This window comes from Ramlibacter sp. AN1015 (assembly GCF_037726105.1).
Classification (GTDB): Bacteria; Pseudomonadota; Gammaproteobacteria; order Burkholderiales; family Burkholderiaceae_C; genus Ramlibacter.
Map to the genome: position 1 here is coordinate 168,964 of NZ_JBBJUM010000001.1, position 18,173 is coordinate 187,136.

Consider the following 18,173-nt stretch of genomic DNA (forward strand, 5'->3'; position numbering starts at 1 on the left):
GATGGCGCTTCGCGACACTGGAGGCGTTTCGAGCAGGGCCTTCGCAATGTTCACGGCGTGGATGATCGGCTTTCTACTGGCGATGGCGGCCATGGTCTGGGTGGCCGTCGTGCTCGGCGTGCCCCAGCCCTACATCGGGCTGGTGGTGTTCGCCTTTGTCGCGCTGGGCGTGATAGCCGCGGCGGTCGCCTTCAAGCGGGCACGCCGGCGGCAGCGCTAGGCTGCAGCGCCGGCGGTTTCAGCCGGTGCGCCGGGCAGGCGCGCGAAGCGGCTCGCCTCGAGTGACTCGAGACCGAACTCCTGCAGCAGCGCCCGCAGCCGCTCCGCCGCGCTGCGCTTGCGCTGGCCGGTGCGCCGCGCCAGGATCAGCTCGTTCTTCATGCTGTGCTCCCAGCCGACCAGCTCCGTGACCGTGACCTGCCACCCGCACGCCTCCAGGTAGAGGCAGCGCAGCACATTCGTGAGCTGGCTGCCCATCTCACGCGTGTGCAGGGGATGGCGCCAGAGCTCCGCGAGCGGGGTCCGCGCCAGTGAGAGCGCCTTGTTCTGCCGCAGGCAGCCCGCCACCTCGGCCTGACAGCAGGGCACCAGCACCATGAAGCGCGCCTGCCGGGCCAGGCCGAAGTCGATGGCGTCGTCGGTCGCTGTGTCGCAGGCATGGAGCGCCGTGACCATATCGACCGTCACCGGAATGTCGGCGCAATCGAGGGCCTCGGCGGCACGCAGGTTGAGGAAGTGCATGCGGTCGAAGCCGAGCCGCTGCGCCAAGGAGCGCGAGTGCTCCACCAGCTCCGGCCGGCTTTCCACCCCGATCACCTGCCCGTGCGCGCGCGGCTTGAGGAACAGGTCGTAGAGGATGAAGCCGAGGTAGGACTTGCCGGCGCCGTGATCCACCAGCACCGGCCGTCCGGGGTCGTCCGCGGGCAGCTCGAGCAGGAGCTTTTCGATAAACTGGTAGAGGTGCAGCACCTGCTTGAGCTTGCGGCGCGAGTCCTGGTTGAGCTTGCCCTCGCGCGTGAGGATGTGCAGCTCCTTGAGCAACTCCGTCGATTGGCCGGGGCGGATGTCCGGGTCCATCGCACTGGCGCGCACGACGCTGCGGGTCATGACCGTGCCACGCCCAGTTGCGCCCAGCCCAGGGCGCCGAGCCGCTGCAGGGTGGCGATGTTGGTTTCGTAGATGGCCGCCGCATCCGGGAAGGCCTGCACCGCGCGGTCGAGACTGGCCTCGCGCAGCAGGTGCAGCGTGGGCCAGGGTGCGCGGTTGGTGCAGTTGGAGATGTCGTCGACGTCGGTGCCGGCGAACTGGAATTCCGGGTGGAAGCTCGCCAGCTGCAGCACGCCTTGCAGCCCCAGGCTGCGCAGGCGGCGTTCACCCTGCGCCACCAGGCCGGTGAACTCGATGAAATCGGCCGGCCCCCGCAGCACCAGCAGCGTGGTGTCGCGCTGCTGCGGCTGCAGTGCGGTGAGCTCACCGGCTTCCCGCTCCAGGGCCTCCAGCACGCCGTCCCAGCCTTCCCCATCGCACCACGCGAAGTGAACCTGTTGTCGCACGAGCACAGACTTGGCGAAGGGACACAGGTTCAGTCCGACGACGGCACGCTCGAGCCAGCGGCGCGTGTCGGCCAGCGCCTGCTCGCAATCGGACGGCATCGAGGGTGGAGAGTCTTCGGGCAAGCGGCGGATTTTATGCCCGGCACCGCCGCTGGGCTGAGGGCTGCGGCCAAGGAGGCTGCCGGCTTCGGCTCGGCCTCGCATGGCTCCGGTTCAGGGCCTAGGCGGCGGCTTCACCGCTGCGCTGGCGTCTGTCGAGGCGGCCGATCCGTGCGGCCAGCAGCAGGCCTGCCACCGCGCAGCTTGCCGTGACGAGGCCGCTGCTGCCCCAACCACCGCTGCGCGTCGCCACCCAGGCCACCACCGGTGGACCGGCGAACTGGCCCAGGGCCGACCACTGGTGCATCCAGCCCACGGTGGTCGAGACGGTACCCGCATCTGGGGCGAAGCGCACCGCGAGGGAGAACAGCGTGCCCGGTATCAAGCCGCCCACGGCCGAGAAGCACAGCACCGCAGCGTAGGCCACACCCGTGGCGAGCCCGGTGCCGAGGAAGCCGAGCGGGGCGAACGCCAGCAGCCCGCCGATGGCCATGGTGCCGAAGGCAAGCTGCAACGGGCCCTGCGGCGCCACACCGCGCTGCAGCAGGCGCCCAGAGGCCAGGTTGCCCAGCATGTTGACCGCCGCCACGAGGGCAGTGGCGACGCCCGCGACGGACGGAGCCAGTCCGGCCTGGGCGTAGACACTCGGCAGGAAGCCGATGACGGAAAGCCACTGCGCCGAGTACACGGCAAAGGCGGCAGCTATCAGCCACGGCCCGGGAGCGCGCAGGGTCTGCCCCAGCCGTTTCCCCCAGGGGGCTTCGCTTACGCGAGCAGGCATGGTCCCGGACGGAGACGAAAACTGAGGCTCAGGTGCCGATGCCGATGCCGATGCCGATGCCGATGCCGATGCCGGTGCCGGTGCCGCCCCCACTTCCACTCGCACTCCCGATTCCGATACCGGTGCGTGTGCGGGCGCCGGTGGCGAAACAGGCCCCGATGCCGAGCCGGCCGCGGCGCGCGCCTGCGCCCGACCCTCCCCGTCCGGCGGCACGCGCGCCAGCACCGCGGCCGCCATGGCGCCCGACAGGAGCGCGGCCGCGCACCACCACGACTCCCAGCCCCACGCGGACACCCACACCGGACCGAGCAGCAGAGCCAGGGCAGTCCCCAAGGGCATGTAGCACCCCCATAACCCCAGCCGTGGCGCCAGGCGCTCGGGAGGTACCAGCCGGCGCACCAGCCCGGGAGCGGGCATGGACGCCAGCAGGAACCCGAGCCCTTCAAAGCCGCGCAGCGTGAGCAGCATCCACGGCGCCGTCGCGGTGGCGGCGAGCAAGCTGGAGGCCGTGAGCACGGCAAGGCCGGCCACCATGGTGCGGCGCAGGCCGACACTGTCGGCCGCCAGCCCCACCATGAGCCCGAGCGCCATGCCGGCCAGCTGCACCAGCGAGATGAGGAAGCCCGCCTGCACCAGCGTGACATCGAGTGCGTCGCGCAGGGCCGGCAGCGCCGGCGGCAGCTTGCCCACATGAACGGCGGCCGACACGCCCGCCGCGATCACCAGCACGGAGGGATCGATGCGTGCGCGGCTCATGCCGGCAACAGCCGTTGCCCGGTGAGGCGCTCGTGCTCGCGAACGGCGAAGCGGTCGGTCATGCCGGCGATGTAGTCGGCGATGGCGCGCGGCGTGTCGGGCCGCTCGGCGAAGGACGCCGGCATTTCGGCCGGTTGCGCGGCATAGGCGGCAAAGAGCCCGCGCACGACCTCCCGTGCACGGCTGGTGGTTTCGCAGACCTGCGGATGGCGGTAGAGGTTGTGCAGCAGGAAGCGCTTGAGCTCGGCCGAGCGCTGCTGCATGGGCTCGCTGAAGCACACCAGTGCGGACGTGCATCGCGCTTCATCGGCGCTGCGCACGCCGGCCGCCTGCAGCGCCTGCGCCGTCGCGTCGATGACGTCGTGTACCTGCGCGCTCAACATGAGCCGGATGGTTTCGTACAGCAGGCGTCGCCCCGCGAGATGCGGGTGCGCCTGCGCGGCGTGGTGCCTGTACTGCTCGAACAGCGCGACCTGCGCCAGCTGCTCGATGGAAATAAGGCCTGAGCGCACACCGTCGTCGATGTCGTGTGCGTTGTAGGCGATCTCGTCGGCCAGGTTGCACAGCTGCGCTTCCAGGCTGGGCTGCGTGCGATCGAGGAAGCGGCGCCCCACCCCGCCGGGCTCTGCCTGCTCCAGGTGCAGGGCATTGGCGCGCGAACAATGCTTGAGGATGCCCTCGCGCGTCTCGAAGCACAGGTTCAGCCCGTCATAGCGCGGATAGCGCTCCTCGAGGCGATCGACCACGCGCAGGCTCTGCAGGTTGTGCTCGAAACCGCCGTGCGCGGCCATGCACTCGTTGAGCGCGTCCTGTCCGGCGTGTCCGAACGGCGTGTGCCCCAGGTCGTGCGCCAGCGCGATCGCCTCCACCAGGTCCTCGGCGAGGCCGAGGGGCCGCGCGATGGAGCGTCCGAGCTGGGCCACCTCGATGGAATGCGTGAGGCGCGTGCGAAACAGGTCGCCCTCGTGGTTGAGGAACACCTGCGTCTTGTAGACCAGGCGGCGGAACGCGGTGGAGTGCACGATGCGGTCCCGATCGCGCTGGAAGGCGCTGCGGTGCGGCGTCGGCGGCTCGGGATGGCGACGCCCGCGGGAGCGGGCGGGATCGCTGGCAAAGGACGCGAGCGTCATGGCGGTGCCGCCGTGTACGCCGCCTCAGCGGCAGCAGCGTTCGATGACGCGCGCGACGGTTGCGTCGGGCGCGGCAACGATCTCGGCGCGTCCGGGCTCGCGCACCACGACGAAGCGGATCTCTCCGGCCTCGGCCTTCTTGTCCAGGCGCATCAGCTCCAGGTAGCGGTGCGTACCCAGGTCCGGCCCGCGCGTGGGCAGGCCCGCGCGGGCAATGAGCGCGGTGCAGCGCTCGACCAGGGCGTCGTCGATGAAGCCGAGCTCACGCGACAGGTGCAGCGCCATCACCATGCCGCAGCCCACCGCCTCGCCGTGCAGCCAGTTGCCGAAGCCGAGCCCGGCCTCGATCGCGTGGCCGAAGGTGTGGCCGAAGTTGAGGATGGCGCGCAGGCCGCCTTCGCGCTCGTCCTGGCCGACCACCTCGCCCTTGATCTCGCAGCTGCGGCGCACCGCGTGCGCCAGGGCCGCCGGATCACGCGCGAGCAATGACGGCAGGTGCTCCTCGATCCAATCGAAGAAGGCCATGTCGGCGATGGGCCCGTACTTGATCACCTCGGCCAGGCCGGCGCTCAGCTCGCGCATGGGGAGGGTCCGCAATGTATCGAGGTCGCACACCACCAGATGCGGCTGGTAGAAAGCGCCGATCATGTTCTTGCCGCGCGGATGGTTGATCGCCGTCTTGCCGCCGACCGACGAATCGACCTGCGCCAGGAGCGTGGTGGGCACCTGCACGAAGGGCACACCGCGCATGTAGCACGCGGCTGCAAATCCGGTGATGTCGCCGACCACCCCGCCACCGAGCGCGTACAGCACGGTCTTGCGGTCGCTTCCCTGCTCGATCAAGGTGTCGAAGATCTGCTGGAGGGTCTGCCAGTGCTTGTGCTCCTCGCCGTCGGGGAGCGCCAGCACGCCGACATGTCGGTAGCGTGCAGCGAGCGCCGTGCGCAACGTCTGGGCGTACAGCGGCTCGACGGTGGTGTTGGTGACCACCAGGGCGGCGTGCGCCGCGGGAAGCGGCAGCTGCGCCATCTGTGCCAGCAGGCCCTCACCGATCAGGATGGGGTAGCTGCGCTCTCCCAGGTCGATGCGAAGCTGCTGCGTCGAAGGAAGCGGCGAGGCGGGTGCGGGCATCGGGCGAGTTTAAGGCCAGCCCCTTGCAGGGTTCAGGGCGATCCGGGCCCCGCCGCAAGCTGTGCGCACAGGCGCTCGACCACTTCGGCCGCTCTCGCACGGCCCGCCTCGACGGTGATGTGGGCCGTCTCGCGGTATAGCGGCGCACGCTCGGCATGCAGGGCGCGCAGCCGCGCGAGCGGGTCGTCCACCTGCAGCAGCGGCCGCTTGCCGTCGTGCCGCAGGCGCCTGAAGAGGTCTTCGGGTGACGCGTCGAGATAGCCCACGCGGCACGTGGCACGTAGACGGTCGCGATTCTCCGAGCGCAGCACGATGCCGCCACCCGTGGACAGCACGCAGGCCTCGCCCTCGGTCAGGCGGTGCAGGACCTGCGACTCGACATCGCGGAAAGCGGCCTCTCCCTGCGCCTCGAAGAACGCGCGAATCGAGCAGCCCAGTTGCTGCTCGATCGCGGCATCGCTATCGATGAAGGCAAGGCCCAGCCGGCGCGCGAGAAGCTTGCCGACGGTGGTCTTGCCGGCGCCGGGGAGGCCGATGAGGGCGATCGGATCCACGGAACCCTCCCACGTCTCAAGCCCCCCTCAGTTGGGGCTGGCGCAGGTCCCGCTGCCGTACGGGGCGGTCAGGAACGAACCGTTCTTGTCGTCACCTTCCACGAAGTCCGTCGTGTAGCTGCGGATAACCGTTCCCTCCGAGCCCGCCACGCTGGTGGTGACCTTCACGGTGTACTGCAGCCAGGTAGCGACGTTCTGCGGGTACTCCACCTGAATGGAAAGCCGTCCGTTGGCGCCAGTCACCTTTCCGTTCACGAAGGAAAGAAGCACATCCGCCTTCCTGGGCTCGATCGTTCCGTTGGTGTTGCGGTCCTCACCCACGTCAAGGAACCCGTTGCGGTTGGTGTCCTCGTTTTCACACCAGGTAGTCGCCCCCTTCCAAACGCCTTTGTAGTAGCCAGCCACATCGACGCTGGCCGAAACCACCGCGTTGGAAACGGCGTTGCCAGCCGAATCTGCAACCGCGACATCGAACTGTTTGATGTAAGTAAGCGAACCGGTGCCCTTGCTCAGGAGGTTGTTGTCACCCAGAGTGATCGAAACTGGCTGGCTCGCGACGGTCAGCTTCTTCGTGACTGAGGACGGGCAAGCCGTACCGGCAATCGATGCATCAGTTAAACCGTAGCACGCACGAATTTCGACTCCGTCCGTCGGGCTCGAGCGGGTGCCGGCGATATATTCGGCAACTGCGTCGCCGTTTGCGTCGCTATAAACAACAGCCGTTCCAGTGCTGATGCCCTCCTCCGCGCCCAGACTCGAGGATAGGATGTCGAAGCGTACGCGCACGTTCTGCACCGCCGTGTTGCTCGCGTTCAGGAACTTCGCCCGGAGGCTGGCCCGGCTGGTATTGGAGCCTGCCGCATTGGGCGAAAGCGTATTCGGGACGATAGCCAGGCTTGCCGAGCTGATGGTTTCGGTTACATCAGGAATACCCCCACCGCCGGCCGCGATGACCTGCACTGACCGGGTCGCCTTCACTCCGACCGCGGTCGCAACGACCGTGTAGGTTCCCGAAGCCGCCGGTGCCGCGTCAAGGGTCGCGCTCGCGTTGCCGGAGCTGTCGGTGGTCACGCTGCCGATCAGACCCAAAGTTCCGCTGAGCTGCACCGGAACGTTCCCGATGCCGGTACCGTTGGCGTCCGTCACCTTGAAGTCCACGCGCGTAGGCTGACCGGGTGCAGGGCTGGCCGGCACGGGCGTCAACGCGACCTGACTGCCGGTCACCGCAATGCTGGTCTTACCGGTCTGAGCGCCCACAGACATGGTCGCCGTGATGTTCCGGTTAGCCTTGTCCGAACCGATAGTGATGTTGCCCGAAGCCTTGCCGTCCGCACCGGTGGTGGACGTAACCGGCGTATAGACACCCGAATCCACCGCCACACGAACGCTGGCGCCGCTCACCGGGTTGTTGTTGGCATCGAGCGCGGTCACGGTGAGAAGGGTCTTCTCCGCGCCGGAGGAGCTCAAAGCGGTGTTGGAGAGTTCGTAAATGAACTTCGCGGTCGCGGGCTCTCCCGCGGTGGGCGTCGAGCCACCGCCGCCAACTGTCCCGCCGCCTCCGGACGACGGCGTGAGCCCGGGGCTGCCACCACCACCCCCGCAGGCAACGAGCGCCGTGACAACGAGCGCCGTGACGATGGGCCTGAACATGAACATGTGAATTCCCCTCTAACGGACCCCATTGCGGCCCGCGTCCGTCTAAGTTGTCTAGTTGCTTGAAATTACCGCGCCGCGGTCCTATCCGAAATCATCTTCGGCGTGATGAACACCAGCATTTCCTGCTTGTTCGCCGTGCGCTGGCGGTTCTTGAAGAGATTGCCGACGCCGGGCAGTTCGCCGAGCAGCGGCACGCGCGCTTCGTTTTCGGTTTCGGTCAGCTCGAAGATGCCGCCGATGACGACGGTGCCGCCGTTCTCGACCAGCACCTGCGTTCGGATGTGCTTGGTGTTGATGGCGATACCGGCCGCCGTCGTCTCGCCACGGCTGTCCTTGTTGATGTCGAGGTCGAGGATGATGTTGCCCTCGGGCGTGATCTGCGGGGTCACTTCCAGCTTCAGGGTGGCGCGGCGGAACGCCACGGCGGTGGCGCCGCTGGCGGTGGCCTGCTGGTAGGGGAACTCGGTGCCCTGCTCGATCAGTGCCTTGGTCTGGTCCGCCGTCACGATGCGCGGGCTGGACACCAGCTTGCCCTTGCCGTCGGCTTCGAGGGCCGACAGCTCGAGGTTCAGGAATCGGTTCGCGGCCGAGCTGAACAGCGACAGCGCGAAGGTCGGCGCCTCGAAGCCGCCGACGCCCACGGCCGGCAGGTTGACGAAGTTGGTGTTGATGGTGTCGAGCGTGATGGCGCCCTCGCCGGTCGTACCGCTCACGGCGTCGTAGGTGCCGCCGAAGGCGACGCGGTTGTTGCCGACCAGCGAATAGCCCGGATCGCCGCCGCGCAGGCCGCGCAGGTCGCTGCCGCCCAGACGCACCCCGAGCGACTTGCCGAAGGTGTCGGCCGCCTCGACGATGCGGGCCTCGATCAGGACCTGGCGCACCGGCACGTCCAGCTTGCTGATCATCTCCTGCACCTGCTCAAGGCGCGACGCGATGTCGGTGACGAACAGCTGGTTGGTACGGGCCTCGGCGATCACGCTGCCGCGGCTGCTCACGATCCGGTTGGCCACCGGGCCGGCCTGCAGTTGGACGGCGACGTCGGCCGCCTTGGTGTAGTTCAGCTGGAATGCCTGCGTGCGCAGCGGCTCCAGCCCCTGGATGGCGGCGCGGCTCTCGAGGTCGAGCTTTTCCTTGGCCGCGATTTCGTCCTTGGGCGCGATCCACAGCACGTTGCCGCTCTTGCGCATGCCCAGGCCCTTGGCCTGCAGAATGATGTCGAGCGCCTGGTCCCAGGGCACGTCCTTGAGCCGCAGCGTCACGGCACCCGTGACCGAGTCGGAGGTGACGACGTTGAAGTTGGTGAAGTCGGCGATCACCTGCAACAGCGAGCGAACCTCGATGTTCTGGAAATTGAGCGAAAGCTTTTCGCCGGTGTACCCCGGCCCCTGCGACAGCTTGGTCGGATCGACGCGCTGCTGGCGCACTTCGACCACGAACTGGTTGTCGCTCTGGTAGGCGCTGTGCTCCCACTGCCCCTTGGGCTCGATCACCATGCGCACCCGATCACCGGTCTGCGTGGTGGTGACGGTCTGCACCGGCGTGCCGAAATCGGTCACGTCGATGCGACGGCGCAGCCCCTCGGGAAGCGAGGAGCGCATGAATTCCACCACCAGGTTCTGTCCCTGCTGGCGCAGATCGACGCCGACCTGGTTGTTCGGCAGATCGACGATCACGCGCCCGGCGCTGTCGGCGCCGCGGCGGAAATCGACGTCCTTGATCGGCTGGGTGTCGCGGTTGCGGTTTTCGGAAAACGTTGCCGTAGACGCCGCTGCCGGGGCGGCAGCCACCGCGGTCGTGCCCTCCAGCGCGACGAGCAGCGACTTGCCGTCGATCTGCGCCTTGTAGGCGGAAGGGGCCTTGAGGTTGACGACGAGCCGGGTGCGCTCGCCGGCCTGCACGACGTTGACCGACCGCACGTTGCCCTGGTTGATCTCGACCGTGTTGCGGCCCAGTGCGTTGGCGGCACCCGGAATGTCGAGCGCGATGCGCGCCGGCGCCTGGATGGTGAAGCCGCGCGGCACGGCCGTGAGCGGCTGCGAGAAGTCGATGCGCACGACCTCGACGCCGCCCTGGATCGAGCTGCTCACGGACTCCACGGCTAGCGGTGCGCCCTGCGCCCGGACGGCTGGAGGAACGACCAGCGCCACCAGTGCCCACCACAGGGCCAGGAACGGCAGGCTGGCTGCCCCGATATGTGTCTTCATTTCGCCCTCTCTTGCAGCTGCAGCGTGGCAGCCCTCTCCACCCAGTCACCGGAGGGGTCCTGCACGATCTCGCGCAGCACGACCTCGGCTTCCCCCACCTTCGTGATCCGTCCGTAGTTCTGGCCCAGGTACTGACCGGTGCGCACCTGATAGAGCAGGTTGTCGACCTTGATCAGGGCGACCGGCCTGCCCTGCTGGAGCAGGCTGCCGACCATGGCCATGTTGTCCAGTGGCACGCTTTCGAGCGGCTCCTTGCGCCGAGCCAGCTCGGGCGCCACCAGCGTGGTGTTGGAGGTCGCCTGCCCCGCTTCGCGGCGCAGGGCCTGCGTGAGCTTGTCGCGGCTGAAGGGGTCCGATGCGTTCTCCTCGCTGTAGGCCTGCGGGGCGTACTTCTTGGGCTCGGGCACCACCTCGATCTTGGCGACGGTCGTGGCACGTTGCTGGGCCATCCATTGCTGCAGCTCGTCGCCCTGCTGCTCGCCGCACCCCGCGAGCAGCGCGCCGGTGGCGATCAGGGCCAGAGTCGTCCTTGTCATTTCTTCGCACCTCCGGCGGCCTTGCGCTGCGCGGCCACCTCTTCGGGATCGAGATAGCGGAAGGTCTTGGCCGTCGCCTCCATGGTCAGGGTGCCTTCGCGGCCCGGCAGGATCGCCAGGTTGTTCAGCGTCACGATGCGCGAAAGGTTGGCGATATCGGAGGCGAAGGAGCCGATGTCGTGGTAGCGGCCGGTGACGCGCACCGAGATCGGCAGTTCGGCGTAGTACTCGCGCACGCTCACCTGGCCCGGCCGGAAGAGCTCAAAGTACAGGCTGCGCCCCAGGCCCGCCTGGTTGATGTCGGAGAGCAGCGCGTCCATCTCGGCTTTGCCGGGAAGCTGCTTCTCCAGCTGCGTGACGTACTGGGTGACCTGTTCGCGCTGCTTGCGCAGGGCATCGAGATTGACTGCCTGCGCCAGCTTGCGGCCGTAGTCCGCCTTGAGGGTGTCCTCGCGGGCCACCTCGGCCTGCAGTTCCTCGTCGTAGGTGCTGAGCATGACGACCCAGAGCGCGACGACGATGCCGATGGCCACGGACACGCACAGGCTCACGCGAGGCGCCATCGGCCAGCCGGCGGGATCCTGGGTGTTGAGGTTCTTGAACTGGCCGGCGAACCGTGCCCAGTTCGCCTGCAGGTTCAGTTGTTTGCGCGGTTTCTTGGGCATGGCGGTCAAGTCTTGGCGGCAGCGGGATTGGCGCCCGCGGCGGCGGGCGGCTGCACCTCGCTCGCCCGCAGCACGCGCACCTTGATGTTGAAGTTCGCCACGCGACGCTGCTCGCGCGCGCTGACGGCCGTGGTGCTCGCCACGATCTCCACCAGGTCGGGCCGGGTCAGCCAGGGGCTGTTGTTGCCCAGATTCCGCAGCAGCTCCGAGACGCGCTCGTTGGACTGCGCGGTGCCGGCGATGCTGACGATCTGGTTCTCCTGACGCACGGAGGTGAGGTAGACGCCATCGGGCAGTTGGCGCACGAGCTCGTTGAGCAGGTGCACCGGCATGTTGCGATCGGCCTGCAGGTCTTCCACCGCCTGTTGCCGTGCGCGCAGTCCGGCGATTTCCTTTTGCAGGTTGGCGATGTCCTTGATCTGGACTTCGAGGCGCTGGATTTCGGCCTGCAGCACGCCGTTGCGGGCCTGCTGGTCGGCGATCTGGGCGGCGTACCAGCCGTAGATGCCACCGGAAGCGAGCAGGCCGACCACGGCGGCGCCGGCGAGGCTGGCATAGAAGTGCTCGCGTCGGCGCTTGCGGGCGGCCTCGCGATGCGGCAGCAGGTTGATCAGGATCACTGGGCAAACCTCCGAAGGGCCAGGCCGCACGAGGTGAGGTACGAGGGCGCTTCACGCCGCATCTTCTTCTCGCGGATGGTGGTGCCGATCTGCATCCCGTCGAAGGGGTCGGCCAGGCCACAGCTGAAGGAGGTGTGCGCCGTGACGGTTTCGGTCAGGCCGGGAAGGGCCGCCGAGCCGCCACCGATCAGCACGTGATCTACGCGGTTGTGCGGGGTGCTGGTGAAGAAGAACTGCAGGGCCCGGGCGATCTCCTGGGCCATGCTGTCGACGAAGGGCTTGAGCACGCCGGCCGCGTAGTCCTCCGGCAGGTCGCCGCTGCGCTTTTTCGTCTCGGCCTCTTCAGGCGTGAAGCCGTACTGGCGCACGATGAGCTGGGTGAGCTGCGCACCTCCGAAAGCCTGGTCGCGGTCGTAGAGCACGTCGCCGTTGCGGATCACCTGCATGCTGGTGGTGAAGGCCCCGACTTCGAACAGCGCCACCATGGAATCGACGCCGCCGTTCGGCAAGCCCTGAATAAGCCGCCCCGCCGCCATGCGCGACGCATAGGACTCCACATCGAGGATGACCGGCTTCAAGCCCGCGGCTTCGGCCAGACCTTGCCTGTCCTGCACCTTCTCCTTGCGCGAGGCGGCGATGAGCACCTCGACATCGCCGGCCGAACTGTTGCTCGGGCCAACGACGCAGAAATCGAGGCTGACCTCGTCGAGCGAGAAGGGGATGTACTGGTTGGCTTCGGCCTCGACCTGGACTTCGAGCTCCTGCTCGGAGAGCCCTCCAGGAAGGATGATCTTCTTGGTGATGACAGCTGAAGCAGGCAGCGCCATGGCGACGTTGCGGGTGCGCGTGCCGCTCTTTTTCACGAGCCGGCGCATGGCCTCGGCCACTTCATCGAACTTTTCGATGTTGCCGTCGGTGATCCAGCCGCGCTCGAGCATCTCGATGGCGCAGCGTTCCAGGACATACCGACCGTCAGCATCACGCCCGAGCTCCACCAGCTTGACGCTGGAAGAACTGATGTCCAGCCCGAGCAGGGGCGCGGTCTGGCGGCTAAACAGAGAGCCCAGCGAGATCAATGGAGGCCTCCAGGAACGACTGTAAGTGAGTCGTAACAAACTTAAGAATTCACTTCAATGCTAGCAGCAACATCCTTGTCGGAAAAGGACTTTTCAGTTTGCATCAGAGCGCGGCGTTGCCAAAAACCGACGAGTTCGCCTGCCATACTGCGAACTACCACGCGGGTTGCTGGCTCGAAGGCGGGTTGCGCCTACTCAGCCGAGACTCTAACTCGGCCGTGCCGATGCCCATAATCGGAAGGGCCCGTTCCCGTGGAAATTTATGCCTCCTGAATCCGCCTCCCGCCCGCCCAGACGCCCTGCTCCCAGCTCGTCCAGCTGGGGCACCACGCTAGCGCGGCTCCTGTTGATCGGCGTGGCGACGGTGTTGGCGGCAGGCGTCAGCCTTGTGATCATCGTCGCGGTGGCGTTGTCGGTCGCCTATCCCAACCTGCCCGACATCTCCGACCTGGCCGACTACCGGCCCAAGCTGCCGCTGCGCGTGTACACGGCCGACGGGGTGCTGATCGGCGAGTTCGGCGAGGAGCGGCGCAACCTGACCCCGATCTCCGAAGTGCCCAAGGTCATGAAGGATGCGGTGCTCGCGATCGAGGATGCGCGCTTCTACCAGCACCGTGGCGTCGATTACCGCGGGCTGGCCCGCGCGGCGCTCGCCAACCTCGGACGCGCCAAGAGCCAGGGCGCCTCCACCATCACGATGCAGGTGGCGCGCAACGTCTACCTGTCGTCCGAGAAAACCTTCACGCGCAAGCTGTACGAGGTGCTGCTGACGTTCAAGCTGGAGCACCAGCTCTCCAAGGATCGCATCCTGGAGATCTACATGAACCAGATCTTCCTGGGCAACCGCGCCTACGGTTTCGCGGCCGCCTCCGAGACCTACTTCGGCAAGCCGATGAAGGACCTCACCATCGCCGAGGCCGCGATGCTGGCCGGCCTGCCCAAGGCCCCGTCCGCGTACAACCCGATCGTCAACCCGAAACGCGCGCGCGCGCGTCAGCTCTACATCATCGAGCGCATGGAGGAGAACGGCTTCATCACGCAGGCGCAGGCCGATGCCGCCAAGCAGCAGCCGCTGCAGCTGCGCGCAAGCGTGGAGCCGGTTCGCGTGCACGGCGAGTTCGTCGCCGAGACCGTGCGGCAGCTGGTGCACGCGCAGTACGGCGACGAGACCTACACGCGCGGACTGAACGTGCATACCACCATCCGCTCGGACCAGCAGGACGCCGCATACCGGGCGCTTCGGCGCGGCATCATGGACTACGAGCGGCGCCAGATCTACCGTGGCCCCGAGCAGTTCATCGACCTGCCGAACAACCCGCAGCAGCTGGACGAGGCAGTAGACGACGTGCTGGACGACCATCCCGACAACGGCGACCTGATGTCGGCGGTGGTGCTGGAGGCGAGTGCGCGCCGGGTGGTCGCGGTGCGGCAGAACGGCGATCGCTTCGAGATCACCGGCGAGGGCCTGCGCCCGGCCCAGTCGGGGCTGACCGAGAAGGCGCCTCCCAAGGTCAAGATCCGCCCGGGCGCGGTGATCCGTGTGACCAAGGCGGCCAAGGGCTGGGAGATCACGCAGCTGCCCGAAGTGGAAGGCGCCTTTGTCGCACTCGATCCGCGCGACGGCTCCGTGCTCGCCATGGTGGGCGGCTTCGACTTCAACAAGAACAAGTTCAACCACGTGACGCAGGCCTGGCGTCAGCCGGGCTCGTCCTTCAAGCCCTTCATCTACTCGGCCGCCCTCGAGCACGGCTTCACGGCCACCACGATGATCCAGGACGGTCCGCTGTTCTTCGATTCGAGCGTTACCGGGGGGCAGCCCTGGGAGCCCAAGAACTTCGACGGACGCTTCGACGGCCCGATGCCACTGCACACCGCACTGGCCAAGTCCAAGAACATGGTGTCGATCCGCATCCTGCAGGCCGTGGGTCCGCACAAGGCACAGGACTGGGTCGGGCGCTTCGGCTTCGACATGGACCGGCACCCGCCGTACCTGACCATGGCCCTGGGTGCGGGCACGGTGACGCCCATGCAGATGGCCACGGGGTATGCGGTGTTCGCCAACGGCGGCTTTCGCGTGAACCCGTGGATGATCGGGAAGATCACCGACCACCGGGGCAAGACCCTGGTGGAGACCCAGCCGCCCCTGCGCAACGAGGCCATGCGCGCCATCGATCCGCGCAACGCCTTCATGATGAACCGCCTGCTGCAGGAGATCGCCCGCTCGGGGACTGCAGCCAAGGCCTATGCCACCCTCAAGCGTCCGGACCTGTACGGCAAGACCGGCACCACCAACGACGCGATCGACACCTGGTTTGCCGGATACCAGCCCAACGTGGTGGCGGTGGTCTGGATGGGGTACGACACGCCGCGCTCGCTCGGCGATCGCGAAACGGGCGGCGGGCTGAGCTTGCCGATCTGGATCAACTTCATGGAAACGGCACTGCGCGGCGTGCCCGTGGTCGAGCCCACTCCGCCCGCGGGTGTGGTGAACGTGGCCGGCGAGTGGTACTACGAGGAATACAGCCGCGGCGGTGGCGTCATGACCCTGGGCATCACGCCCACGGCGCCGGCCGCCGGGGTGGTGCCGATGTCCGACGTGCCCACGGGGCCGCTCGTGCCGCTCACGCCGAGCACCGGCATGGGCATGGGCGGTGGCAGCCGCGGCGAGGGAACACCCGGCGACCATATGCGGGATCGCAGCCTGCTCAATTCGGACGGCCGGCCTCCGCCGCCGGCGCCCTCCGGAAACGAGGAGCCGCGCCGCAGCATCCTCGATCTGTTCCGCTGAGACGTGCTGTGCGAGCGACGGGCCGCAGTCGCGCGGTCGCGGTTGTCTGGCTCTAGGGCCGGAAAGCCAGCGGCAAGCCGGCCTGGGCTGCCGCCTGGCGGCTGAGGTTATCGAAGAACTCGCCCTGTCCCTTGGTATCGACCCACTGCTGTCCGTCGAAGCGGTAGTGGAAACCGCCTGCTCGGGCGGCGAGCCAGACTTCGTGCAGCGGCTTCTGAAGGTTCACCACGATCTGGCTGCCGTTGCTGAAGCTGATCGTGATCATGCCCCCCACACGCTGGCTGTCCAGGTCGGCCTCGGTCTCGTCGTTGATGCGGTCGCAGGCGCTTTCCACGCTGCGCAGCAAGGCTTCGGCCCGGTCCAGGTATTCGAGGTCGGTCATTACAATCCGTCGATGTTCGCGTTGTCGAAATCGATTCTAGTCACCGCCTTGCGCGCCGGCGGTGCGATGGCCGCGGCGGCAGCCCTCGGCGGCTGCGGCCAGAAGGGTCCGCTCTACCTGCCCACCGGCGCCGAGGCGGTCGGCCGGGCCACCCTGCCGCAGACCTTGCGGCCGGGGCCCCTTCGCAGTCCGGCCGACACCAGTGCGTCGCCCGCTGCCTCTCCCGCGCCCGGCGTCGGGACACTGCGATGAACCACCTGCCCGGACACCCCCACGTGCACTGGGAGGGCGACGCGCTCTGGATGGAAGGCGTCTGCCTCGCCGAGCTGGCGCGTTCGCACGGCACCCCGCTTTTCGTCTATTCCAAGGCCGCCATGCTGTCGGCGCTGGCCGCCTACCAGCGCGGTTTCACGGGGCGCAAGGCGACCATCTGCTACGCCATGAAGGCCAATTCGTCCTTGGCAGTGCTGCAGGTGTTCGCCCGCGCCGGGTGCGGCTTCGACATCGTCTCGGGCGGCGAGCTCGAACGCGTGCTGAGAGCCGGTGCCGATCCCGCCAAGGTGATCTTCTCCGGCGTGGGCAAGACCCGCGCCGAGATGCTGCGCGCGCTCGACGTGGGCATCGGCTGCTTCAACGTGGAGAGCGAAGCCGAACTCGAGGTGCTCAACGAGGTCGCCAGCGCATGCAAGAAGGTCGCGCCGGTCAGCATCCGCGTGAACCCCAACGTCGATGCACGCACCCACCCCTACATCTCCACCGGCCTCAAGGGCAACAAGTTCGGCATCGCGCACGAGCGCACCCTGGCGACCTACCAGCGCGCCGCCGCCCTGCCGGCGCTGCGCGTGGCCGGCATCGACTGCCACATCGGCTCGCAGATCACCGACGGCGCGCCGTACCTGGATGCCATGGACCGCGTGCTCGAACTGGTCGAAGCCCTGGAATCACACGGCATCCACCTGGACCACATCGATTTCGGCGGCGGGCTGGGCATCGACTACAACGGCGACCAGCCACCCGCGGCCGACGCACTGTGGAAGCAGCTGTTCGAGAAGCTCGACGCGCGCGGCTTCGGCGACCGCCACTTCATGGTCGAACCCGGTCGCTCCCTCGTGGGCAACGCAGGCGTCTGCCTGACCGAGGTGCTGTATCTCAAGCCCGGCGAGCACAAGGCGTTCTGCATCGTCGATGCCGCCATGAACGACCTCCCCCGCCCCGCGATGTACCAGGCCTTCCATGCCATCGTGCCGCTGCACCGAACCGCCGATGCCCCGAGCGCCCGCTATGACGTCGTCGGGCCCGTGTGCGAAAGCGGCGACTGGATCGGCCGCGACCGCGAGCTCGCAGCGCGCCCCGGCGACCTGCTGGCCGTGCTGTCCGCCGGGGCCTATTGCATGAGCATGGCCAGCAACTACAACAGCCGTGGCCGTGCCGCGGAGGTGCTGGTCGATGGCGACACAGCCAGCCTCATCCGGCAACGCGAAAGCATCGCCGACCAGATCCGCGGCGAGCGCCTCCTCGACTGACCACCGGCACGTGCCAACGGCCGCTCAGCGCCCGAGCGCACCCTCGCCAGGCTTTCCGGTTCGCGCGCTGAGCACGCCCCGTTCGGCGCGCCGTGCGGACAGGTGCCGCCAGGCGCGCCATCCGAGCAGCACGCCGACGACGGACGCATACACCAGCACCTCGGCGTAGTCGTTCTTGCCCGAGCGCATCCAGAAAAAATGCAGCAGCGCCAGCCCGGCCACTGCATAGACGACGCGGTGCAGCTGCTGCCAGCGTCGGGCACCGAGCGTCCGGATCGCGCGGTTGAACGAGGTCGCCGCCATGAGCGTAAGCAGCACGAAGGCCGTGAAGCCCACCAGGATGAAGGGCCGCTTGGCGATGTCCCGTGCGATCTCGCCAGCCTCGAAGCCCATGTCGAACAAGGCGTACGCCAGCAGGTGCAGCAGGGCGTAGAACCAGGTGAACACCCCCACCATGCGCCGCAGGCGCGCGAGCGGCGGCAGCCCGAACACCACCCGAGCGGGCGTGATGGCCAGCGTGAGGCAGAGAAAGCGCAAGGTCCAGTCTCCGGTTGCCCGGATCAGCGCTTCGGCCGGGTTGGCGCCCAGGGTGTCCGCCAGGGCACCCCAGAACAGCCAGGCGAACGGGACCAGGCACGCGAGGAAGACCGCAGGCTTGACTACAGGGTGCAGCAGCCAGGCACCTGCAGGGCGCCGCGCGCTCGTTGCCATGTGCGGGC

18 protein-coding genes are annotated in these 18,173 nt (G+C 67.8%); 4 read left to right on the forward strand and 14 right to left on the reverse strand.

Translation table 11 applies throughout. The annotated features are described in order from the left end of the window. The first annotated feature begins 46 nt into the window (after positions 1-46). Positions 47-220 (forward strand): hypothetical protein, encoded by a 174-nt coding sequence (locus tag WG922_RS00830; protein WP_340279943.1) that lies wholly within the window; start codon positions 47-49, stop codon positions 218-220. Here WG922_RS00830 and WG922_RS00835 read toward each other — a convergent pair. From WG922_RS00835 to WG922_RS00890, 12 genes are all read right to left on the reverse strand, one after another. Beyond that, a complete protein-coding gene (locus tag WG922_RS00835) occupies positions 217-1,107 on the reverse strand; it encodes a class I SAM-dependent methyltransferase (RefSeq protein WP_340279945.1) in 891 nt (296 codons plus the stop codon). The two genes, WG922_RS00830 and WG922_RS00835, sit on opposite strands and share 4 nt — an antisense overlap. Beyond that, the gene (locus WG922_RS00840) at positions 1,104-1,652 is read right to left on the reverse strand and encodes a DUF1415 domain-containing protein (protein ID WP_340279947.1); all 549 of its coding nucleotides are present in this window, start codon (positions 1,650-1,652) and stop codon (positions 1,104-1,106) included. Before WG922_RS00840 ends, WG922_RS00835 begins: the two co-directional genes overlap by 4 nt. A gap of 121 nt (positions 1,653-1,773) precedes the next feature. After that, positions 1,774-3,189: an MFS transporter gene (locus WG922_RS00845; protein ID WP_340279949.1), complete on the reverse strand. Its 1,416-nt coding sequence runs from the start codon at positions 3,187-3,189 to the stop codon at positions 1,774-1,776. After that, on the reverse strand, positions 3,186-4,319 hold the full coding sequence (locus WG922_RS00850; RefSeq protein WP_340279951.1) for a deoxyguanosinetriphosphate triphosphohydrolase: 1,134 nt from the start codon (positions 4,317-4,319) through the stop codon (positions 3,186-3,188). Before WG922_RS00850 ends, WG922_RS00845 begins: the two co-directional genes overlap by 4 nt. 24 nt (positions 4,320-4,343) lie before the next feature. Continuing rightward, a complete protein-coding gene (aroB, locus tag WG922_RS00855) occupies positions 4,344-5,450 on the reverse strand; it encodes a 3-dehydroquinate synthase (RefSeq protein WP_340279953.1) in 1,107 nt (368 codons plus the stop codon). Positions 5,451-5,482: 32 nt separating this feature from the next. Further along, on the reverse strand, positions 5,483-6,004 hold the full coding sequence (locus tag WG922_RS00860) for a shikimate kinase (RefSeq protein ID WP_340279955.1): 522 nt from the start codon (positions 6,002-6,004) through the stop codon (positions 5,483-5,485). 27 nt (positions 6,005-6,031) lie between these two features. Beyond that, positions 6,032-7,660 carry an Ig-like domain-containing protein gene (locus WG922_RS00865; protein WP_340279957.1) on the reverse strand — a complete coding sequence of 543 codons (1,629 nt, stop codon included), beginning with the start codon at positions 7,658-7,660 and terminating at the stop codon, positions 6,032-6,034. Between the two features lie 65 nt (positions 7,661-7,725). Then, a complete protein-coding gene (gene pilQ / locus WG922_RS00870; protein ID WP_340279958.1) occupies positions 7,726-9,864 on the reverse strand; it encodes a type IV pilus secretin PilQ in 2,139 nt (712 codons plus the stop codon). Next, positions 9,861-10,400, reverse strand: coding sequence for a pilus assembly protein PilP (locus tag WG922_RS00875; protein WP_340279959.1), 540 nt, complete (start codon positions 10,398-10,400; stop codon positions 9,861-9,863). The genes pilQ and WG922_RS00875 overlap by 4 nt, the downstream gene beginning before the upstream one ends. Further along, complete coding sequence (locus tag WG922_RS00880; protein ID WP_340279960.1) at positions 10,397-11,065, reverse strand: type IV pilus inner membrane component PilO; 669 nt, start codon at positions 11,063-11,065, stop codon at positions 10,397-10,399. Before WG922_RS00880 ends, WG922_RS00875 begins: the two co-directional genes overlap by 4 nt. A gap of 5 nt (positions 11,066-11,070) precedes the next feature. After that, a complete protein-coding gene (locus WG922_RS00885) occupies positions 11,071-11,685 on the reverse strand; it encodes a PilN domain-containing protein (protein WP_340279961.1) in 615 nt (204 codons plus the stop codon). Then, entirely contained in the window at positions 11,682-12,761 is a 1,080-nt protein-coding gene (locus WG922_RS00890; RefSeq protein WP_340279962.1) for a pilus assembly protein PilM, read from the reverse strand. The genes WG922_RS00885 and WG922_RS00890 overlap by 4 nt, the downstream gene beginning before the upstream one ends. A gap of 262 nt (positions 12,762-13,023) precedes the next feature. Here WG922_RS00890 and WG922_RS00895 point away from each other — a divergent pair, with 262 nt between their 5' ends. Continuing rightward, positions 13,024-15,549, forward strand: a complete 2,526-nt coding sequence (locus WG922_RS00895; RefSeq protein WP_340279963.1) for a penicillin-binding protein 1A — start codon at positions 13,024-13,026, stop codon at positions 15,547-15,549. A gap of 52 nt (positions 15,550-15,601) precedes the next feature. Here WG922_RS00895 and cyaY read toward each other — a convergent pair whose 3' ends face one another. Next, entirely contained in the window at positions 15,602-15,931 is a 330-nt protein-coding gene (cyaY, locus tag WG922_RS00900) for an iron donor protein CyaY (RefSeq protein WP_340279965.1), read from the reverse strand. Positions 15,932-15,943: 12 nt separating this feature from the next. On the opposite strand from cyaY, the gene lptM reads away from it, so the two are divergent. Both lptM and lysA read left to right on the forward strand, forming a co-directional pair. Further along, on the forward strand, positions 15,944-16,183 hold the full coding sequence (gene lptM / locus WG922_RS00905) for an LPS translocon maturation chaperone LptM (protein WP_340279966.1): 240 nt from the start codon (positions 15,944-15,946) through the stop codon (positions 16,181-16,183). Next, positions 16,180-17,454, forward strand: coding sequence for a diaminopimelate decarboxylase (gene lysA, locus WG922_RS00910; RefSeq protein ID WP_340279967.1), 1,275 nt, complete (start codon positions 16,180-16,182; stop codon positions 17,452-17,454). Before lptM ends, lysA begins: the two co-directional genes overlap by 4 nt. A 24-nt stretch (positions 17,455-17,478) precedes the next feature. Here the strand turns inward: lysA and WG922_RS00915 are convergent, their stop codons facing one another. Continuing rightward, positions 17,479-18,165, reverse strand: coding sequence for a protein-methionine-sulfoxide reductase heme-binding subunit MsrQ (locus WG922_RS00915; RefSeq protein ID WP_340279968.1), 687 nt, complete (start codon positions 18,163-18,165; stop codon positions 17,479-17,481). Positions 18,166-18,173 lie beyond the last annotated feature (8 nt).

Excerpts from the sequence above, each read along its gene's own strand:
- aroB (WP_340279953.1), bottom strand. The coding sequence starts at position 5,450 with ATGCCCGCACCCGCCTCGCCGCTTCCTTCGACGCAGCAGCTTCGCATC.
- WG922_RS00835 (WP_340279945.1), bottom strand. The coding sequence starts at position 1,107 with ATGACCCGCAGCGTCGTGCGCGCCAGTGCGATGGACCCGGACATCCGC.
- WG922_RS00865 (WP_340279957.1), bottom strand. The coding sequence starts at position 7,660 with ATGTTCATGTTCAGGCCCATCGTCACGGCGCTCGTTGTCACGGCGCTC.
- WG922_RS00845 (WP_340279949.1), bottom strand. The coding sequence starts at position 3,189 with ATGAGCCGCGCACGCATCGATCCCTCCGTGCTGGTGATCGCGGCGGGC.
- WG922_RS00875 (WP_340279959.1), bottom strand. The coding sequence starts at position 10,400 with ATGACAAGGACGACTCTGGCCCTGATCGCCACCGGCGCGCTGCTCGCG.
- pilQ (WP_340279958.1), bottom strand. The coding sequence starts at position 9,864 with ATGAAGACACATATCGGGGCAGCCAGCCTGCCGTTCCTGGCCCTGTGG.
- WG922_RS00850 (WP_340279951.1), bottom strand. The coding sequence starts at position 4,319 with ATGACGCTCGCGTCCTTTGCCAGCGATCCCGCCCGCTCCCGCGGGCGT.
- WG922_RS00830 (WP_340279943.1), top strand. The coding sequence starts at position 47 with ATGTTCACGGCGTGGATGATCGGCTTTCTACTGGCGATGGCGGCCATG.
- WG922_RS00880 (WP_340279960.1), bottom strand. The coding sequence starts at position 11,065 with ATGCCCAAGAAACCGCGCAAACAACTGAACCTGCAGGCGAACTGGGCA.
- lptM (WP_340279966.1), top strand. The coding sequence starts at position 15,944 with ATGTTCGCGTTGTCGAAATCGATTCTAGTCACCGCCTTGCGCGCCGGC.
- lysA (WP_340279967.1), top strand. The coding sequence starts at position 16,180 with ATGAACCACCTGCCCGGACACCCCCACGTGCACTGGGAGGGCGACGCG.
- cyaY (WP_340279965.1), bottom strand. The coding sequence starts at position 15,931 with ATGACCGACCTCGAATACCTGGACCGGGCCGAAGCCTTGCTGCGCAGC.
- WG922_RS00915 (WP_340279968.1), bottom strand. The coding sequence starts at position 18,165 with ATGGCAACGAGCGCGCGGCGCCCTGCAGGTGCCTGGCTGCTGCACCCT.
- WG922_RS00840 (WP_340279947.1), bottom strand. The coding sequence starts at position 1,652 with ATGCCGTCCGATTGCGAGCAGGCGCTGGCCGACACGCGCCGCTGGCTC.
- WG922_RS00895 (WP_340279963.1), top strand. The coding sequence starts at position 13,024 with ATGCCTCCTGAATCCGCCTCCCGCCCGCCCAGACGCCCTGCTCCCAGC.